We start from the raw sequence: 19,434 nt of genomic DNA on the forward strand, positions 1-19,434 counted from the left end.
AGACTTCCAGAATCTGCCGTCAAGCACTAATTACGCTTTTGGTGCAGAAACTGGTTTTTTCGCGATAAGGCGGGGAATCCGGCGCATGACAGGCGGAATACGCAGGGCCAAAAGCAGCGCACCTATAGATGCATATACTGCCCACTCCTTCAGATCGGCCCGCACAATCCACAACATATGCAGCAAACCAAGCACAAGGATCACATACACCAAGCGATGCAGCTTCTTCCAACGACTGCCAAGTCGACGCTGGCTATAGCGATTGGAGGTCACTGCCAGCACCAATAAGCAGAGGAAACCCAACGCGCCCACAATAATGTAGGGCCGCTTACGCAGCTCCACCCCGAATTGCGACCAATCGAGTCCCAGGATAAAGACGCAGTAAGCCGCCAGGTGCAAAACCACATACGCAAAACACCAGAGACCCAGCTGTCGGCGGACAGCAATCCACCCCGCCCACCCGCTGAGCTTCTGCAATGGCGTCATGCCCAGCGTGATCAGCAACAGAATCAAGGTCCCAAGCCCCAACCGATCCATCAGCACTTTGCCTGGATCAGGCCCGAGCACAGAACTCCATGCCTCGTACAACCAGAAAAATGGCCATATCGCCGCGGCTATAAAGACGCCTATGCGCCAGATCGGATAACGCATCAGTAATTCTTCCGCAGATCGAGGTCCGTATAAAGAGAAGCGACCTCATCCGAGTAGCCATTGAACATTTGCGTCTCACGCACGTTCGGGCTGAACAAGCCGCTGGGCAGGCGACGTTCTCGCGCCTGAGTCCAACGAGGATGGTCGACCGTAGGATTCACGTTCGCGTAGAACCCATACTCATCGGCCGCGATGCTCTGCCAGGTCGTCTTGGGTTGTTCGCTTACAAGACTGATCCGCACAATCGACTTCACACTCTTGAAGCCATACTTCCACGGCACCACCAGACGCAGTGGCGCGCCGTTCTGGTTAGGCAGTTCACGCCCGTACATGCCAACGGCAAGGATGGCCAATGGGTTCATGGCCTCGTCCAGGCGCAACCCTTCTACATATGGCCAGTCGATCAAGCCGAAGCTTGAGCGCTGCCCCGGCATGCTTTTGGGGTCCTGGAGCGTTTCAAAACGGATGTACTTGGCTTTGGAGGTCGGCTCCACCTGCTTGAGCAAGGCGGAAAGGGGGAAACCCATCCACGGAATCACCATCGACCACGCCTCGACGCAGCGCAAACGGTAGATGCGCTCTTCCAACTGATAAGGCTTCATAAAGTCTTCCAAGGCATAACGCCCCGGCTTGCCGACCTCTCCATCAATCACCACACTCCAGGGCTCGGTCTTGAGTGAACCCGCGTTCTTCGCCGGGTCCCCCTTGTCAGTACCGAATTCATAGAAGTTGTTGTAGTGGGTTGCGTCCTTGAACGGCGTGATGGCTTCGTCCTTTACCGTAACAGCCTGCCACTGGGTGCCTGGCAGCTTCTGGGCAAACCAACTCGGGGCATTGCCCGGCTCGACGTCGGCGTAACGCGCTGCATCGTCAGCACTGGCCCAGCGCGGCAAAGTACTGGCAGCGACGCCAGCAAGCGCACCACCGAGCAAGCTGCGGCGAGATAAATAGAAGGATTCAGGCGTGACATCCGATTCGTGACAATCGGACGCTTTGGGGATCTTGATTAACATGGCAACTCCGCAGCATTGGAGGACTGATGCACCAATAGACTGCGGAGTATGGCGGACATTACATTAAGACAATGTTTTGTCGCGGCGCAGATGCAGCAAGTACTGAATCGGCCCCGAAGCGGCGTAGACCAGGAACGCCAGCAGCAGGATACGCGGCGGGTCGCTGAACACTACAGCGAACACCAACACCACCACCAGGATCGCCACGAAAGGCACGCGCCCCTTGAGGTCGAACTCCTTGAAGCTGTTGTACTTGATATTGCTGACCATCAGCATGCCGGCCGCAGCCACCATCAAGGCCACCAGGAACGACATTTTCGAGCCCTGGATTCCATAGTCACTGAATGCCCAGACAATACCCGCCACCACGCCCGCCGCCGCCGGGCTGGCAAGGCCGATGAAGTAACGCTTGTCAGCGGTACCCACCTGGGTATTGAAGCGCGCCAGACGCAAAGCGGCGCCGGCGACATAGATGAAGGCGACCATCCAGCCGACCTTGCCCATATCCCCCAGCGCCCAGGCAAACGCCAGCAGCGCCGGTGCGACCCCGAAAGCGACCATGTCCGACAGCGAGTCGTACTCGGCGCCAAAGGCACTTTGCGTGTTGGTCATGCGCGCCACACGGCCATCAAGGCCATCAAGCACCATGGCCACGAAGATTGCGATGGCGGCAAAACCGAAATACTTGCTGGCACTCACCGCATCACCCGCCGCCAGCGCACTTTGGGCGCTCATGGAGTTGATGATGGAATAGAAGCCGGCAAACAGGTTCGCGGTGGTGAACAGGTTAGGCAGAAGATAGATGCCACGATGCCGGACCTTGCGACCTTCCGCGTCATGCCCTTCTTCGACATGCTCATCGATCGGCAGCAGGCTTTCGGCGTCAGAGGCCTGGTGTGGCTCTTCGGGACGTTCGCTCATGGATTTTACCTTGCAACGGTGTGAAAAAATTCGACAGAAACTTGCGGCGAGTGTTCGCCCGCAAACGATGCAGCTTTATACCAGAACCAGCCCCTCAAACGAAAAAACGCGGCCTAAGCCGCGTTTTCTGTTGATGCGTACGACTTAGTTTTTGGCTTTGTCGACGATCTTGTTGGCACCGATCCACGGCATCATGGAGCGCAGTTGCTCGCCGATGACTTCGATACCGTGAGCGGCATTGTTACGACGCTTGGCGGTCATCGAAGGGTAGCCGGTTGCGCCTTCGCTGATGAACATTTTGGCGTATTCGCCGTCCTGAATACGTTTCAGAGCGTTGCGCATGGCCTGACGGGACTCGGCGTTGATCACTTCCGGGCCAGTCACGTACTCGCCGTATTCGGCGTTGTTGGAGATCGAGTAGTTCATGTTGGCGATACCGCCTTCGTACATGAGGTCAACGATCAGCTTCAGTTCGTGCAGGCATTCGAAGTAGGCCATCTCTGGCGCGTAGCCAGCTTCAACCAATGTTTCGAAACCAGCTTTGACCAGCTCAACGGTACCGCCGCACAGAACGGCTTGCTCGCCGAACAGGTCGGTTTCAGTCTCGTCCTTGAAGGTGGTTTCGATGATGCCGGTACGACCGCCACCCACGCCAGCTGCGTAGGACAGTGCAACGTTTTTGGCGTTGCCCGAGGCGTCCTGGTAGATCGCGATCAGGTCAGGGATACCGCCGCCTTTGACGAACTCGGAACGCACGGTGTGGCCCGGGGCTTTCGGCGCGATCATGATCACGTCAAGGTCAGCACGTGGAACAACCTGGTTGTAGTGAATCGCGAAACCGTGGGAGAAGGCCAGGGTGGCGCCCTTCTTGATGTTCGGCTCGATTTCATTCTTGTACAGCGAGGACTGGAACTCGTCCGGGGTCAGAATCATGACCAGGTCAGCAGCAGCAACGGCGGAAGCAACGTCGGTCACTTTCAGGCCATGGGCTTCAGCCTTGGCAACAGTGGCCGAACCTTTGCGCAGGCCGACAGTGACGTCAACGCCGGAATCTTTCAGGTTGCACGCTTGGGCGTGGCCCTGGGAACCGTAGCCGATGATGGCGACTTTCTTGCCCTGGATGATCGACAGGTCACAATCTTTATCGTAATAAACTTTCATGAGGTTCCTCTATATATCCAGGCCGTAAGGCCATTCGCTAATTTGGGTTAGATGCTGAGTACTTTGTCGCCACGGGCAATCCCGGTGACACCACTGCGTACGGTTTCCAGAATCGAGGCCGTCCCGATCGACTGGATGAAACTGTCCAGCTTGTCGCTTGTACCGGTCAGTTGAACGGTATAAACGCTGGCGCTCACATCGACGATCTGCCCGCGATAAATGTCAGTAGTCCGTTTAATCTCGGCACGCTGGGCACCCGTAGCCTTGACCTTAACCAACATCAGCTCACGCTCAATGTGGGCACTTTCCGAAAGATCGACCAGCTTGACCACTTCGATCAACTTGTTGAGGTTCTTGGTGATCTGTTCGATCACCTCATCGTGGCCCACGGTGGTCAACGTCAGACGCGACAGGGTCGGGTCTTCGGTCGGCGCCACGGTCAGGCTTTCGATGTTGTAGTTGCGTTGCGAAAACAGGCCGACAACACGAGACAGAGCGCCGGGTTCGTTCTCCAGAAGCAGGGAGATAATGTGCCGCATGATTAAGTACGCTCCGTCTTGTTCAGCCACATGTCGCGCATAGAGCCGTCTTTGATCTGCATCGGGTAGACGTGCTCGCTGGTATCCACTTGAATATCGAGGAACACCAGGCGGTCCTTCATGGCGAACGCCTCTTCCATCTTCGGCTTCAGATCTTTCAAATCGGTGATGCGAATGCCGACGTGGCCATAGGCTTCGACCAATTTTACGAAATCTGGCAGCGATTCCATGTAGGAATGGGAGTGACGGCTGCCGTAGCTCATGTCCTGCCACTGACGAACCATGCCCAGTACGCCGTTGTTCAGGCAGACGATCTTCACCGGAAGGCCGTACTGCAAGCACGTCGACAACTCCTGAATGTTCATCTGGATGCTGCCCTCACCGGTGACGCACGCGACGTCGGTGTCGGGGAAGCTCAGCTTCACACCCATGGCCGCAGGGAAACCAAAGCCCATCGTGCCCAGGCCACCGGAGTTGATCCAGCGGTTAGGCTTGTCGAACTTGTAGTACTGCGCGGCGAACATTTGGTGCTGGCCCACATCGGAGGTTACAAAGGCATCGCCCTTGGTCACTTCGCACAGGGTTTCGATCACGGTTTGTGGCTTGATGACGCTGCCGTCGCCTTTGTCGTAAGGGAACAGGCCGCGGTCACCGCGCCATTCGTCGATCTGCTTCCACCAGCTGGCAACGGATTCCTTGTTCGGCGTTTCGCCGATGTCCTTGAGCGCGGCAACCATCTCGGTCAACACACTTTCTACCGGACCCACGATCGGCACATCGGCCTTGATGGTCTTGGAGATGGACGCCGGGTCGATGTCGATGTGGATGATCTTGGCATTCGGGCAGAACTTGCTCGCGCCGTTGATCACACGGTCATCAAAACGCGCGCCCACTGCCAGGATCACGTCAGCGTGGTGCATGGCGAGGTTGGCGGTGTAGCTGCCGTGCATGCCGAGCATGCCGACGAACTGACGGTCCGTGCCCGGGAATGCGCCGAGGCCCATCAACGTGTTGGTGACTGGCAAATTAAGCAGCTTGGCCAGCTCGGTCAGTGGAGCAGAACCGCCACCCAGGATCACGCCACCGCCCGAGTACAGCACCGGGCGCTTGGCCGCCAGAAGCATTTCTGCCGCCTTGCGGATTTGCCCCGAGTGCCCACGAACAGCCGGGCTGTAAGAGCGCAGCTTGGCTTTCTTCGGGAAGATGTATTCGAACTTTTCAGCCGGGTTGGTCATGTCTTTCGGGATATCGACCACAACAGGGCCCGGGCGACCGGACTGTGCGAGGTAGAACGCCTTTTTCATGACTTCCGGGATTTCCGAGGCATGCTTGATCATGAAGCTGTGTTTCACGATCGGCCGGGAGATACCGATCATGTCGGTTTCCTGGAATGCATCGGTACCCACCATGGTGCTTGCGACCTGGCCGGAAATGATCACCATCGGAATAGAGTCCATATACGCAGTCGCGATGCCGGTAATGGCATTCGTTGCGCCTGGGCCGGACGTCACCAGTACCACACCGGCTTTACCGGTGGCACGGGCGTAACCGTCAGCCATATGGGTCGCGGCCTGTTCGTGGCGAACCAGGATGTGGGTAACAGCCGGTTCCTTGAACAGTGCGTCGTAAACATGCAGCAGAGCACCACCTGGGTACCCGTAGATATAGTCGACGCCTTCGTCACGCAAAAAGCGGACGAGCATCTCACCGCCAGATAAAAGCTCCACGTTGTTCACCTCTAAAACGCCAGAATACCGTCCGTTAAAAACCGACGGGTCTTAATAGGTTTACTTCTCAACAGAGCATGAGCGACGGTGGTCGCCGACTACGTCAGCACTGACTGAGCAAGTATTGGGATCGTCCCAAGTGTTGCGGGCTTTTCCCACCCAGCGCGAGGTAACGCGTTGCGGGTGTTACAGGTCGGCGCGGATATGCGCCTCATGATCTGCTGAGCGGGTCTGCTTCTGGCAGTCCCGATACAGCGGACTTTGGATTCTTCTGTTTCAGCCCCTTCAAGTCAAGCAATAATTGCGCTTTTTTCCAACTAAGCGCATGAGAACGTAGATTAAAGGGGTTTGAGGAGGGATAAAACTCGCCTGAATGTCGTCAAGCGGTAGAAATGTGCGCAAGACTGCCGGAAAACCCGGCAGTCAGGCAATTAACGAGCGTCGACGATCAATTGGTCGAACTTTTTCAGCGCGTTACGCAAACCGAGGCTCTCACGCGGGCGATCGGCGTAAACCATCTCCGCCATCTCCAGAATCCCCGACGCATTAGGCAACGGCAGATCCTGCTCGAGGATCTGCTTCATGCGCACCAGGAAGATCCATTGCAGCCACTGATGAAAATCCAGGGTATCAACCGAAAAAGGCTCGACACTGCTGAGCGCCTCTGCGCTGGGGGACGCCTCGTCCCACCAGCCCTGCACGCGCAATTCGCGCTCGATCAGCAATAACTGTTCGGCAATCGCGGGAAAACGTGCATCCATCAGAGGCTGACCTTGGCTTTCTGGCGAGCCTGCGCAGCACCGGCGGCATCGCCTTGTGCAGCACGCGCGTCACCAATCAGGGCCCACAGGTTGGCTTGCAGATCGGGACGACCATTGGCCAGGCTTAGGCCGCGACGGGCGAACTGTTCGGCTTGCGGCGCATCACCTTGAGCCATACGCACCTGGGCCAGGCGATACAACACTTGCGGCTCGCGAGGTGCCACGCGCTGGGCACGCTCAAGGCTGGACGAAGCGCCGTTCAAATCACCACCGGCCTGCTGTTGCTGGGCGGTGGTCAACAGCGACAGCACTGGTCCGTCCAGTTGCTCATCAGCCGACAGGCCGCCAGCGTTCGACGACGACGGGATACCGCTCGGCGTCGACGGCATGTTGTAGGTGCCCTGGTTAACCGGCGCCGTCTGGATCGGCGTGGAATCAACCGGCCCCGACGTGCTTGGGCCTGGGGTCCACGGCTCGGCGCTGATCGGCGCCGACGTTGCAGCACCACCACCCGGCACCATCACTACCACACCCGAATCCTGCGGCATGGCCTGCGGTGTGGCTTGGGCCGGACGCTTGACCACGGTCTGACGGAAGCCGCCGTTGGCCGAAATGCGATCGTTATTGGAAACGGTGGTACTCGAATCCACCACGGGAATCGAACCGCGCTGCACGCTGGAGCAACCGCTGAGCACTGCCAGAGCTGTAATAGCTGGAATCAACCACTTGTTCACGTGAAACCCTCTTTGCTTAGTTCATCCAGCCCTTGACCCAATCCATCACCGATTCCGCGTCAGCAGGGGCACTGCCACCGCATGCGGCGCCGGGTGGTGGCTCGCTGCCGCGAATATACGGCATCTGCACCGCGCCCGGACAGTTGGCATCGGAGCCCTGCCCCGTGTGCGGATCAATCCAGGCCTGCACGATGTTGTCCGGTTGCGGCATGTTCAGCGGCAACGGGTCGGCCTTGCGCATGAAGCTGGTCCAGACCTGCAGCGCACCGGTAGCACCGGTGAACGGCGTCTTGCCATTGTCGTCACGCCCCAGCCAAACCACGGCCAGCACGTCCTGGCCGAAGCCCGCGAACCAGCTGTCACGCGAATCGTTACTGGTACCGGTCTTGCCCGCCAGCGTCAGGTTCGACGGCAGCACGCTGTAAACCGAGCGCCCGGTACCTTCGCGCATTACGCGCTGCATGGCGTTCTGGATCAGGTAAATGGAGCCTGCATCAAAGCGCTGCTGAATCTGGAACGGATAGCGCTTGAGCGGCTCGCCCTCGGCAGTCAGCACGCTGCGGATACCGCGCATCGGGGTATTGAAGCCGCCGTTGGCGAGGGTCTGGTACATCGTGGCCACTTCCATCGGGGTCATGGCGCCAGCGCCCAACAGCATCGATGGGAACGACGGAAATTCACGATTGATGCCCAGGCGACCCAGGGTTTTCAACACATTCGGCACCCCGACTTCCAGCCCGAGGCGTGAGGTGGAGATGTTGTAGGAATGCGCCAGCCCCTGATACAGGAACACCGTGCCGTGAGAGCGGCGATCGAAGTTCTGCGGCGTCCACACTTGGCCATCGGCACCTTTGACCGACAACGGGTCATCCGACAGCCAACTGGTCAGGGTGTATTTGCTCGGTTTTTCCAGGGCCGTCAGGTAGACCGCAGGCTTGACCAGCGAGCCGATCGGCCGCACGGCATCCAGCGCACGGTTGAAACCGGCAAAGCTGGCCTGGCGACTGCCGATCATGGCCTGGACTTCACCGGTTTCCGGATTGGTCACCACCATGGCCGCCTCGACTTCATCGGCGCCCTTGCGGCCGGTCAAGCGTTTGAAGGTGTCATTGACCGACGCTTCGGCTTTCATCTGCAAAATCGGGTCGAAACTGGTGAAGATCCGCAGGCCCTCTTCAGTCAAGTCTTCGTCGCGGTAATCTTCGCGCAACTGACGTTTGACCAGGTCGATAAAGCCTGGGAAGGAGCTGTCGGCCAGCTTGCCGCGAGTGGTTACACCCAGTGGCATTTTCTTTGCGGCCGCGACTTGTTCAGCGGTAGCCACGCCCTGCTGCTCGAGTACGTCCAGCACCAGGTTACGACGTTCAAGCGCGCGCTCCGGGTTGCGACGCGGGTTGTAATAGGACGGTCCCTTGACCATGCCCACCAGCAACGCGACCTGATGCAGCTTCAACTCGGACAACGGCTGACCGAAGAAGAACTGGCTGGCCAAGCCAAAGCCGTGAACGGCGCGCTGGCCATCCTGGCCGACGAATACTTCGTTGAGGTAAGCCTCGAGGATTTCCTGCTTGCTGTAATGCAGCTCCAGCAGCATCGCCATCATGGCTTCGGTGAGCTTGCGGGTCAGGCTGCGCTCGTTGGTCAGGTAGAAGTTCTTGACCAATTGTTGCGTCAGCGTACTGCCACCCTGCGTCATCTTGCCGCCAGAGGTGTTGACCCAGATGGCGCGGGCAATCGACTTGGGCGAGACGCCCCAGTGGCTGTAGAAGTCGCGGTCTTCGACGGCAACCAGTGTTTCAAGCAGATACGGCGGCACCTGATCGAGCTTGATCAGGATGCGATCTTCCAGGTTCTTGGGGTAAATGCCGCCGATCAGCAGCGGCTCCAGGCGCACCACAGGCAACTTCGAACCATTGAGCGACGACAGCTCGGCGACGTAATCGCCAGAGAAGCGCACGCGTACCGGTTGGGCTTTTTCCAGGCCTTCATAAAACTGGAAGCCGCGGGTATTCAAGTCGACGGTGTTGCCGCTGACGGCCGCGGCGCCAGGGCCATTGCTCACGGCTTCGCGGCGGTAACCCAGGGCGTCGAGCTCGGTGAGAAAGTCATCCTTGCTCAGCTTCTGGCCGGTGAACAGTTCCAGCGGGCGTGCGTACACCTTGGCCGGAATGGTCCAGCGCTTGCCGGAGAACTTCTCCTGGACCACGGCATCGAGGTACACCGCGAAGCCGGCGAGCACCACAAGGCCCACCAGGCTGAGCTTGAGCGCCCAGCCCAGCCACGGACGCAGGCCGCGGGAAGGAGGTTTTTTACGGGAACGGGGAGATCGGGTTCGAGTCATGGCGGCGGATTATACGCACTTTATTGATGATCAACATGAGCCGGACAGCGGTTTGCACGACCGGCTGTAACCGCCATAATGCCCGCCATGATTTCCCCCAGACTTTGAAGGATCGCCCGTGAGCCAGTCCCTGATCGCTGCCCTGCAAAACCCGGCTTTGTATCCCCATCCGGTTGAAGCGTTTCAAGTTATCGAGACCCATATTTCCTGGGTCATTCTGACTGGCCCTTTCGCTTATAAACTGAAGAAGCCGATGAACTTCGGCTTTCTGGATTTCACCCAACTGGACGACCGGGGGCACTTCTGCAACGAAGAACTACGCCTCAACCAGCGCCTGACCGAAGATTTGTATCTTGAAGTGTTGCCGATTACCGGCACCGCCGAGGCTCCGCAACTGGGCGGCGATGGCCCGGTAATCGAGTACGCGCTGAAAATGCGCCAGTTCCCGCAAAGCCAACTGCTGAGCACCTTGCAAGCCAACGGCGAACTGACCAGCGCGCACATCGATGAAATGGCCAAGCAGATTGCGCATTTCCACCTCACCGCTCCAAAGGTTCCACAGGCGCACCCGGCCGGCACCCCGGACGAGGTGATGGCGCCGGTGCGCCAAAACTTCGATCAGATCCGTCCTTTCCTCAGCGACAAGGCCGACCTGGCCCAGCTGGAAGCTCTGCAGGCCTGGGCCGAAAGCAGCTTCGAGCGCCTCAAGCCTTTGCTGGCTCAGCGCAAGCTCGAGGGCTTCACGCGTGAATGTCACGGCGATATCCACTTGGGCAATGCGACGATGATCGACGGCCAAGTCGTCATCTTCGACTGCATCGAGTTCAACGAGCCGTTCCGCTTCACCGATGTGTACGCCGACACCGGCTTTCTGGCGATGGACCTGGAAGACCGTGGCCTCAAATCCCTGGCACGTCGCTTTATCAGCCAATACCTGGAACTGACCGGCGATTACCAAGGCCTGGAAGTGCTGAACTTCTATAAAGCTTACCGGGCGCTGGTACGCGCCAAGGTTGCACTGTTCAGCATGCCGAGCGAGGCAAGCCCGGTGCAGCGCGCCACTACCCTGCGCCAGTACCGCAACTACGCCAACCTGGCCGAAAGCTACAGCACTATTCCTTCGCGCTTCCTGGCAATTACCCACGGCGTATCGGCAGTCGGCAAGAGCCACGTTGCCATGCGCCTGGTTGAAGCCTTGGGCGCCGTGCGCCTGCGCTCGGATGTGGAACGCAAACGCCTGTTTGGCGAACAGCACGTGGAAAACACACCACAGGCCGGCATCTATGCCGCCGACGCCAGCGCAGCCACCTATGCTCGCCTGAATGAAATCGCCGATATCGTCTTGCGCGCCGGCTACCCGGTCGTACTGGATGCCACCTTCCTCAAACGTGAACAGCGCGACGCCGCCGCGAAGATTGCCGAGGCCACCGGCGCGCCATTCCTGATCCTGGATTGCAACGCACCGCAAGCCGTTATCGCCAGCTGGTTGGCACAACGTCAGGCGGACAAGAACGACCCTTCCGACGCGACGCTGACCATCATTGAAGAGCAGCAGGCCAACCGAGACCCGCTGACGGCTGAAGAATTGTTGCTCAGCAAGCGTGTAGAGACCAATGAAAGCGGAACCCTGGATGCTCTGGTGGCGCATATTCGCCAACGCCTGCCAGGCCTGTAAGAAATATTTCTTGGTCGTGTCACCGATCTACGGTGCACGACCGAGCAATAGTGGCACTATAATGGCGTCATAATTCCAACAGGAGTCGCCGTCATGAGTCAGCCCAAGCTTCTTGATACTCCGCTCTACGCGCTCCTGCACAAGGACGACATTCGAGGCTTCAACCAGGAACGGCCCAAAGACGGCAGCATCGACATGCGTGGCGGTGACTTTCGTGGGCTGGACTTGCGCGACCTGAACGCCACGGGTGTAGATTTCACCGACGCGTATTTCCGCTCTGCCGATCTGCGTGGCCTGGATCTACGCGACTGCTCATTGGAAGGCGCCAGCCTGGCGCATGCACAAATTTCCGGCACCTACTTTCCACCTGAACTGACCGCCGACGAAATCCTCATGTCGGTTAATTTCGGTACTCGCCTGCGCTATCGCACCAAGTGACGCCATATGCCCGCCCCCGGCTACGCATCAAGTGTGCCGGGTGGTTCGCCGTGCCTCTGCTTAAAACCTCCTGAGCATTCTTATAAGCGTTTCAGCCGTTCCTGACCAAAGAACTACGCTTTTCCTACTGAGCGCTACACTCCTTTTCAGGCTTGCCTGGTCACGATACCCACCGAACCATTCGGCCGTCGCAAGGAGGCTTGATGAACGATGAGCTGCAACACCTGAAAAACCTTGGCAAGACGTCGGCGCAGTGGCTGCATGCGGTGGGCATCCACAGCGCGTCCGACTTGCGCCGTCTGGGAGCGGTCGATGCCTACCGGGCAGTGCGAACTCGCGGTTTCCGGGCGTCGAAGGTATTGCTGTACGCCATTGAAGGCGCATTGATGGATGTGCACTGGAACGACATTCCCGCGGAGCGAAAGGAAGCGCTGAACCGCCAGCTGGATGCGATTTCGGCACGTCAGAAGAATTAGCTCAGCGATAAAACTCAACGTTTACAGGCATTACGAACGCCTGTTTGAGAAAATCCACAGGTCGAGCAAAAACAAATGTTGACTCTCAAATGAGAATCGTTATGATTATCACAACTGGTCGCGAGATCAGCCGATAACTGAAAGACCATTGGTTCGGACTCTCAGATTATCTCCTCATCAGGCTAATCACGGTTATTTGACCCGGCTCTTGCCGGGTCTTTTTTTGCCTGTAAAACGCCTATAAAACCGTGAGGCTCAGCGCGCGATAATCAACGGATGCCCACGCTCCGGGTGCGGCTGCACCAACACATCCAGCCCAAACACAGCCTTGAGCGGCTCAGGTCGCAAGACGTGTGCGGGCGTATCCAAGGCATGCGGACGCCCGCCTTCCAGCAGCAGAATGCGATCACAGTAACGCGCAGCCAGATTCAGGTCATGGAGGATCACCAGCACGGCCGCGCCTCGATCGGCAAAACTGCGAATAGCCTGCAAGGTCGTGTGCTGATGCAAAGGGTCGAGCATCGACGTCGGCTCATCCAGCAACAACGTCTGCCCCGCCTCGCCCGGCCATAGTTGCGCCAATACCCGCGCCAGGTGCACACGTTGGCGCTCCCCGCCAGACAACGCCAAGTAGCTGCGGCCGCTCAAATGGCTGATGTCCGCCGCCTGCAACGCCGCACGGATGATCTCGTCGTCACGCACGCGCCCGGTCTGATGCGGCAAACGCCCCATGCCGACAACTTCTTCAACGCGAAACGCAAAATCCAGGATCGAGGTTTGCGGCAACACCGCCAAGCGCTGGGCGCGCTGCGGGCCGGTCCAGCTTTTGAGCGCCTGCTCATCCAGCCACACCGCGCCCTGATCAGGGCGCAGCTCACCGCACAGCGCGCTGAGCAAGGTGCTTTTGCCAGCACCATTGGGGCCCAGCACGCCAAGTACCTGGCCCGGTAACAGGTCCAGGCTGACATCGGCCAACACAGTCTTGCGACCACGCCGGATCTGCAGCGCTTCCACTCGCAGCATCAGGCGCGTCCTCGCAACAACAGAAAAAGAAAAAACGGCGCACCGATAAACGCCGTAACAATGCCGATCGGCAACTCCGCGGGCGCCAAGGCCAGGCGCGCCACCAAATCTGCAAACAGCAACAAACTCGCGCCGGCCAGCACCGAGGCTGGCAACAGCACACGATGGTCGGGCCCGGCCAGCAACCGCACCAAGTGCGGGACCACCAGCCCGACAAACCCGATCATCCCCGCCGCCGCTACTGCCGCCCCCACGCCCAAAGCGGTGCAGAACACCAGCTCACGCTTGAGCCCTTCCACATCAATCCCCAGGTGGCTGGCCTCGGACTCACCCAGCAACAAGGCATTCAGCGCCTTGGCGCGGCGCGGCAACCAAAGCGCGACACCCGCGCTCACCAGCAGCAACGGCCACAACCGCGAGTAGCTCGCGCCATTGAGGCTGCCCAGGTTCCAGAACGTCAGGGTGCGCAGAGTGGCGTCGTCGGCCAAATAGGTAAACAGCCCGACCGCCGAGCTGGCGAGGGCCGTGAGCGCGATGCCGGCAAGCAGCATCGTCGCAACATTGGTCTGGCCGTTACGGCGCCCCAGGCGATAGACCAGCGCAGTCACTCCCAAACCACCGAGAAACGCACACAGCGACAGCAAGTAAGGCCCGAACGCATCCGGCAGTCCGCCAAAAAACGAACCCCCGACAATCGCAATCGCCGCCCCCAGCGCCGCGCCACTCGACACCCCGACCAGCCCGGGATCCGCCAGCGGATTACGGAACAACCCCTGCATCGCCACGCCCGACAACGCCAGCACGCCGCCGACCGCCAGGCCAAGCAATGTGCGCGGCAGGCGAATCTGCCCCAGGATCAATTCGGCCTGCTCCAGGCCGTCGGCAGCAATCGGCACGCCCATCAAGCGCAACGCGGCCCTGAGTGTGTCCAGCAACGGCAGGCTGACCGGCCCCAAGGCTAATGAGAGCCAGGTCGCCAATACACACAACAGCGCCAGCCCGATAAACAGTGTTTTCGGCTTAACCAGAGGGGTCATGGAGCAGGTTTAGCCTGGGACGGATAGAACCCGGCAGACAGTTGCACCAGGCTTTGCGGCACACGCGGGCCCAGGCCGCCCACCAGCAGGGTGGGGTCCAGCTCAAACACCCGGCCATTTTTGGCCGCCGGCGTTGAGGCCAAAATCGGGTTTTCCTTGAACAGCGCCGCGCGCGCTGCATCGCCGGTCAAGGCACGGTCAGCAAATACCAGCACATCAGGGCTCAGCCCCGCCAACGACTCCACCGAAAAAGGTTTGTAGCCAGTATGGGTGGCCAAGTTGCGTCCGCCCGCCTGCTGCAACAGCCAATCGGCGGCGGTGTCTTTACCTGCGATCAGCGGCTTGCCGCCCGCATGACCGAGCACCAACAGCACACCCGGGGATTTTTGCGTGGCCTGGGCCTGAGTGACCCAGCGCTTCTGCTGCTCGAGTGCTTGTTCATATCCGGTAAATAATTCGTTGGCTTTAGCCTCACTGCCCAGCAACTTGCCAAGGTGCTGCAAGTTGCCTTTCAGGGTTGGCAGGTCCGGCTCGGCCGAAAACATTTCCACCTGCACGCCGGCGCCGCGAATTTGCGCAAGTACCGGCGGCGGCCCCATTTCCTCGGTGCCGACCAGTACTTGCGGGCGAAGGCTGAGAATGCCTTCCGCCGACAACTGGCGCTGGTAACCTATGCTCGGCAAGGCCTTCAGCGATTCCGGGTGCTGGCTGGTAGTATCCACGCCCACCAGTTTCGATTCGCCGCCCAAGGCCGTCACCCATTCCGATAGCGCGCCACCGGCACTCACCCAGCGTTGCGGCAGTTCAGAGGCCTGCGCCCCGTGGTGGACCAGCAGTGAGGCAACAAACGCAATAGCGCTGGTACTCAGACGCATAACAGGGTTTCCTTCCAGGGGCGGGGCGAAGCCGGCATTTGATAATTGTTTGCATTTGAACGTCAAGGCACTTAAGGATTGAAATGAAGTTTCTCTGCACCTCCGACACCCTTGCAGCCAACAGCAGCCTCGGCTTCGAGATCGACGGTTGCAAACTGCTGGCCGTGCGCCGGGACGGCGTTGCCTACTTCTATATCAACCGCTGCCCCCATCGCGGCATCGCGCTGGAATGGCAACCCGATCAGTTCCTCGACACCAGCGCCAGCCTGATCCAGTGCGCCACTCACGGCGCGCTGTTCCTGATCGAAAGCGGCGAATGCATCGCCGGCCCCTGCGCGGGCCAGAGCCTCACCGCCCTGCCCGGCCGCGAAGACGCACAGGGCCTGTGGGTGCAACTCTAGTCGCTGATCAGTACATCCAAGCGACGTTCCACAACAATTTCCTCAGGCGTGACTCGCACACCGTAGGCCAATACTTCCACACCGGCGGCCTTGGCCTCACGCAATGCCGCAGCGTAACCAGCGTCGATTTCAACCGCCGGGCGTACTGCCTCGATTCCCGACAGATTGACGCAATACAACTGCACCGCCCGCACCCCGTCACGCGCCAAGTGCGCCAACTCGCGCAGGTGCTTGGCGCCGCGCTGTGTCACCGCATCGGGGAAGGCTGCCACCGCCGAGCCATCAAAGCCCAGGGTGACGCTTTTGACTTCGACAAACGCCGCACCTTGCGGGTAATCGAGGCGAAAATCGATGCGGCTTTTCTCCTGGCCATAAGGCACTTCGCGCTTCAAGGCAGTAAACCCGTTGAGCTCAGTGATCACCCCCGCGCGCAACGCCTCCTCGATCAGTTGGTTGGCGCGCGCCGTGTTGACGCACGCCAGCCGCCCCTGCGGCGTTTCGGCAATTTCCCAGGTGCCGGGCAACTTGCGCTTGGGGTCCGTGGAGCGACTGAACCAGACCTGGCCGCCCTCCACCATGCAATTGAGCATCGAGCCGGTGTTCGGGCAGTGAATTGTCAGCAACTCGCCGGTAACGGTTTCGATATCGGTGAGAAAACGCTTGTAGCGGCGGATCAGCCGCGCTTCTTCGAGAGGAGGATGAAAACGCATCAGCCTTGCCAGCTCCGCAAACCACGGGCGATTCGCTCTACCGCCTGTTGTAGCCGATCGATATTTTGCGTGTAGGCAAAACGCACATGGTGGCCGGCTTGATAGCGGCCAAAATCCAGCCCGGGCGTAAACGCCACGTGTTCGGTTTCGAGGAAATGCCGGCAGAACGCGAAGGCATCACCGCCGAACGCGCTGATATCGGCATACAAATAGAACGCCCCTTCCGGCTTTACGGCGATCCCGAATCCAAGTTCGCGCAGGGCGGGCAGCAGGAAATCCCGACGACGACCGAATTCAGCGCGGCGCTGCTCCAGAATGCTCAACGTATGCGGGGTAAAACACGCCAGTGCCGCGTATTGGGCCATGCTCGGCGCGCTGATGTAGAGGTTTTGCGCGAGCTTTTCCAATTCACCCACCGCCGCGGGCGGCGCCACCAGCCAACCCAGGCGCCAGCCGGTCATGCCGAAATACTTCGAAAAACTATTCAGGACGAACGCGTCGTCGTCCACTTCCAGCACGCTGGCGGCATCGGTGCCGTACGTGAGGCCATGATAGATCTCGTCCACCACCAAGTGGCCGTCGCGCGCCTTGATTGCACTGGACAACCCTGCCAACTCGTCCCGTGTAAGGATCGTGCCGGTGGGGTTGGCCGGGGAAGCGACCAACGCGCCCACGCTGTACTGGTCCCAATGTTTGGCCACCAACTCGGCGGTCAATTGGTAGCGCACATCCGGGCCAACCGGCACCAGCTGCGCCGCGCCTTCCACCAAGCGCAGAAAATGTCGGTTGCACGGATAGCCCGGGTCGGCGAGCAACCAATGTTTGCCCGGATCGACCAGCAGGCTGCTCGCCAGCAGCAACGCACCGGAACCACCGGGGGTGATCAGAATGCGCTCAGGATCGATGTTCAGCCCGTAGCGCTGCTGGTAGAAACCACTGATGGCCTCGCGCAACTCCGGCAACCCGCGCGCTGCGGTGTAGCGGGTCTTGCCGTTGGCCAGCGCCGCCTGGCCGGCCTGGATGATGGGCTCGGCCGTGGTGAAATCCGGCTCGCCGATTTCCAGGTGGATCACGTCATGGCCGGCTGCCTGCAGCTCATTGGCTCGCGCCAGCAGCGCCATGACATGAAAAGGTTCGATGGCGCGACTGCGCGCACTGTAGGGCTGAGCCATTAGCCTTCCTTAACGGTGAGGACAAAATCAGGATTCTACCGAACCCTCGCGGTAAAACATGCTCTATTGCCTGCTCGGCCGTCCATGACGAACCGAGCAAGCGCTTGCAAAACGACTAAAATCAACATTCGAGACACGCTATACCCAGCCATGGCGGGCTGTTGCAGTTTGCACCCCCGCCAAGTTGGGCCTCGACAACCGGGAGTGGCGCACCCCGAATCTATCTGGTAAGTTCGCCCGCTTGCAGCCGCAGGGCCGGCAGGTGTCGGTGACGTTGCAATCCTGCGCAATGGATTAGAAGAGTGAGAGGCGGTCTATTCATGTCCACCCAAGCAAAGCAACAGCAGCAGAGCCTCAGTGGCTTCACACCTTACGTCGAAACGAAAGGTGAGGAGTACATGGGCAAGCCCATGCGCCAGCACTTCACCAAGATCCTGCAAAAGTGGAAGCAGGACTTGATGCAAGAGGTCGACCGCACCGTTGACCACATGAAGGACGAAGCCGCCAACTTCCCGGACCCGGCAGACCGTGCCAGCCAGGAAGAGGAATTCGCCCTCGAACTGCGCGCCCGTGATCGTGAACGCAAGCTGATCAAGAAAATCGACAAAACGCTGCAACTGATCGAAGACGAGGAATATGGCTGGTGCGAATCCTGCGGCGTCGAGATTGGTATTCGCCGCCTGGAAGCCCGCCCAACCGCGGACCTGTGCGTAGACTGCAAAACCTTGGCTGAAATCAAGGAAAAACAGGTCGGCAAGTAATCCTGCCGGGCTGAACGAATGGGGCGTGCAAACGCCCCATTTTTGTTTCTGGCGTTTACCGATTTTCCAGTAGTATCCGGCCCATGACAGCCTCTACCTATATCGGGCGTTTCGCCCCCACGCCCAGCGGCCATTTGCATTTCGGCTCGCTGGTTGCCGCCCTCGCTTCCTACCTCGATGCCCGCGCCAATCACGGCCGCTGGCTGATGCGCATGGAAGACCTCGACCCACCGCGTGAAGAACCCGGCGCCCAGACGGCGATCCTGCACGCTCTGGAAAGCTACGGCTTCGAGTGGGATGGCGAACTCGTCCGACAAAGCGAGCGGCATGATGCCTACGCCAAGGTCCTCGACGGCCTGTTCAACCACGGCCTGGCCTACGCCTGCACATGCTCGCGCAAACAGCTGGAGCCCTACCACGGGATTTACCCGGGTTTATGCCGCAATGCCGGGCACGATCAGCACGACGCGGCCATTCGCCTGCGCGTACCCGAGCTGGAATACCACTTTACCGACCGCGTACAGGGCGAATTCCGACAGCACCTGGGCCGCGACGCAGGCGATTTCGTCATCCGTCGCCGCGACGGCTTGTATGCCTATCAATTGGCCGTCGTGCTCGACGACGCCTGGCAAGGCGTGACCGACATCGTGCGCGGCGCCGACCTGCTCGATTCCACGCCACGCCAGCTCTACCTGCAAGAACTGCTGGGCCTGCGCCAGCCGCGCTACCTGCACGTGCCGTTGATCGTGCAGCCGGACGGTAACAAGTTGGGCAAAACCTACCGTTCCCCGCCGTTGACACCGGACCAGGCCACGCCTTTGCTGTTAAGGGCATTGCGCGCCCTCGGCCAGCCCGCCGGCGCTGAACTGCTGCACGCCAGCCCACGGGAACTGCTCGATTGGGGCATTGCGCACTGGGATGCAACCCTGATCCCGCGCACACTCACGCTGGCCGAAGCGCAATTGCGCTGAAGGCGCTTGCAGCTTGCCAGCCATCCGTTACCATCGCCGCAGTTTTT

At 59.6% G+C, this 19,434-nt stretch carries 20 protein-coding genes; 6 read left to right on the forward strand and 14 right to left on the reverse strand.

The annotated features are described in order from the left end of the window. Positions 1-30 precede the first annotated feature (30 nt). From msrQ to mrcB, 9 genes are all read right to left on the reverse strand, one after another. Positions 31-651, reverse strand: coding sequence for a protein-methionine-sulfoxide reductase heme-binding subunit MsrQ (gene msrQ / locus AB5I78_RS24720; RefSeq protein WP_369302509.1), 621 nt, complete (start codon positions 649-651; stop codon positions 31-33). After that, on the reverse strand, positions 651-1,664 hold the full coding sequence (gene msrP / locus AB5I78_RS24725) for a protein-methionine-sulfoxide reductase catalytic subunit MsrP (RefSeq protein WP_262208909.1): 1,014 nt from the start codon (positions 1,662-1,664) through the stop codon (positions 651-653). The genes msrQ and msrP overlap by 1 nt, the downstream gene beginning before the upstream one ends. A 63-nt stretch (positions 1,665-1,727) precedes the next feature. Then, entirely contained in the window at positions 1,728-2,585 is an 858-nt protein-coding gene (gene pssA, locus AB5I78_RS24730; RefSeq protein ID WP_145162066.1) for a CDP-diacylglycerol--serine O-phosphatidyltransferase, read from the reverse strand. A 144-nt stretch (positions 2,586-2,729) separates the two neighbouring features. Further along, positions 2,730-3,746 (reverse strand): ketol-acid reductoisomerase, encoded by a 1,017-nt coding sequence (ilvC, locus tag AB5I78_RS24735; protein ID WP_003194132.1) that lies wholly within the window; start codon positions 3,744-3,746, stop codon positions 2,730-2,732. Positions 3,747-3,793: 47 nt separating this feature from the next. Beyond that, on the reverse strand, positions 3,794-4,285 hold the full coding sequence (ilvN, locus tag AB5I78_RS24740; protein WP_003176102.1) for an acetolactate synthase small subunit: 492 nt from the start codon (positions 4,283-4,285) through the stop codon (positions 3,794-3,796). A 2-nt stretch (positions 4,286-4,287) separates the two neighbouring features. Continuing rightward, the gene (locus AB5I78_RS24745) at positions 4,288-6,012 is read right to left on the reverse strand and encodes an acetolactate synthase 3 large subunit (protein WP_106579404.1); all 1,725 of its coding nucleotides are present in this window, start codon (positions 6,010-6,012) and stop codon (positions 4,288-4,290) included. Positions 6,013-6,443: 431 nt separating this feature from the next. Then, positions 6,444-6,773 (reverse strand): YqcC family protein, encoded by a 330-nt coding sequence (locus AB5I78_RS24750; protein ID WP_369302508.1) that lies wholly within the window; start codon positions 6,771-6,773, stop codon positions 6,444-6,446. Further along, positions 6,773-7,507, reverse strand: a complete 735-nt coding sequence (locus tag AB5I78_RS24755; RefSeq protein WP_145162072.1) for a M48 family metallopeptidase — start codon at positions 7,505-7,507, stop codon at positions 6,773-6,775. Before AB5I78_RS24755 ends, AB5I78_RS24750 begins: the two co-directional genes overlap by 1 nt. Before the next feature lie 16 nt (positions 7,508-7,523). Further along, positions 7,524-9,848: a penicillin-binding protein 1B gene (gene mrcB, locus AB5I78_RS24760; protein ID WP_145162075.1), complete on the reverse strand. Its 2,325-nt coding sequence runs from the start codon at positions 9,846-9,848 to the stop codon at positions 7,524-7,526. Between the two features lie 118 nt (positions 9,849-9,966). On the opposite strand from mrcB, the gene AB5I78_RS24765 reads away from it, so the two are divergent. The 3 genes from AB5I78_RS24765 (at position 9,967) to AB5I78_RS24775 (ending at position 12,437) form a co-directional block, all read left to right on the forward strand. Beyond that, on the forward strand, positions 9,967-11,523 hold the full coding sequence (locus tag AB5I78_RS24765; RefSeq protein ID WP_145162078.1) for a bifunctional aminoglycoside phosphotransferase/ATP-binding protein: 1,557 nt from the start codon (positions 9,967-9,969) through the stop codon (positions 11,521-11,523). 93 nt (positions 11,524-11,616) lie between these two features. Beyond that, positions 11,617-11,961, forward strand: coding sequence for a pentapeptide repeat-containing protein (locus AB5I78_RS24770; protein ID WP_106579232.1), 345 nt, complete (start codon positions 11,617-11,619; stop codon positions 11,959-11,961). Positions 11,962-12,164: 203 nt separating this feature from the next. Further along, positions 12,165-12,437 (forward strand): TfoX/Sxy family protein, encoded by a 273-nt coding sequence (locus AB5I78_RS24775; protein ID WP_010562703.1) that lies wholly within the window; start codon positions 12,165-12,167, stop codon positions 12,435-12,437. Positions 12,438-12,692: 255 nt separating this feature from the next. Here the strand turns inward: AB5I78_RS24775 and AB5I78_RS24780 are convergent, their stop codons facing one another. The 3 genes from AB5I78_RS24780 to AB5I78_RS24790 are packed head-to-tail and all read right to left on the reverse strand — an operon-like array spanning position 12,693 to position 15,372. After that, a complete protein-coding gene (locus AB5I78_RS24780) occupies positions 12,693-13,460 on the reverse strand; it encodes a heme ABC transporter ATP-binding protein (protein WP_369302507.1) in 768 nt (255 codons plus the stop codon). Next, positions 13,460-14,497, reverse strand: a complete 1,038-nt coding sequence (locus AB5I78_RS24785) for a FecCD family ABC transporter permease (RefSeq protein ID WP_369302506.1) — start codon at positions 14,495-14,497, stop codon at positions 13,460-13,462. The genes AB5I78_RS24780 and AB5I78_RS24785 overlap by 1 nt, the downstream gene beginning before the upstream one ends. Next, positions 14,494-15,372, reverse strand: coding sequence for a hemin ABC transporter substrate-binding protein (locus tag AB5I78_RS24790; RefSeq protein ID WP_369302505.1), 879 nt, complete (start codon positions 15,370-15,372; stop codon positions 14,494-14,496). The genes AB5I78_RS24785 and AB5I78_RS24790 overlap by 4 nt, the downstream gene beginning before the upstream one ends. An 83-nt stretch (positions 15,373-15,455) precedes the next feature. Here AB5I78_RS24790 and AB5I78_RS24795 point away from each other — a divergent pair, with 83 nt between their 5' ends. Then, entirely contained in the window at positions 15,456-15,773 is a 318-nt protein-coding gene (locus AB5I78_RS24795) for a Rieske 2Fe-2S domain-containing protein (protein ID WP_145162090.1), read from the forward strand. Here the strand turns inward: AB5I78_RS24795 and sfsA are convergent. Further along, positions 15,770-16,483, reverse strand: coding sequence for a DNA/RNA nuclease SfsA (gene sfsA, locus AB5I78_RS24800; RefSeq protein ID WP_369302504.1), 714 nt, complete (start codon positions 16,481-16,483; stop codon positions 15,770-15,772). The two genes, AB5I78_RS24795 and sfsA, sit on opposite strands and share 4 nt — an antisense overlap. Beyond that, entirely contained in the window at positions 16,483-17,655 is a 1,173-nt protein-coding gene (locus AB5I78_RS24805; protein WP_369302503.1) for a pyridoxal phosphate-dependent aminotransferase, read from the reverse strand. Before AB5I78_RS24805 ends, sfsA begins: the two co-directional genes overlap by 1 nt. Before the next feature lie 320 nt (positions 17,656-17,975). On the opposite strand from AB5I78_RS24805, the gene dksA reads away from it, so the two are divergent. Beyond that, the gene (dksA, locus tag AB5I78_RS24810; protein ID WP_034100675.1) at positions 17,976-18,416 is read left to right on the forward strand and encodes an RNA polymerase-binding protein DksA; all 441 of its coding nucleotides are present in this window, start codon (positions 17,976-17,978) and stop codon (positions 18,414-18,416) included. Positions 18,417-18,499: 83 nt separating this feature from the next. Next, a complete protein-coding gene (gluQRS, locus tag AB5I78_RS24815) occupies positions 18,500-19,387 on the forward strand; it encodes a tRNA glutamyl-Q(34) synthetase GluQRS (RefSeq protein WP_145162096.1) in 888 nt (295 codons plus the stop codon). Positions 19,388-19,434: the final 47 nt, after the last annotated feature.

Source organism: Pseudomonas sp. N2-3-1-14 (genome assembly GCF_041228395.1).
Lineage (GTDB): Bacteria > Pseudomonadota > Gammaproteobacteria > Pseudomonadales > Pseudomonadaceae > Aquipseudomonas.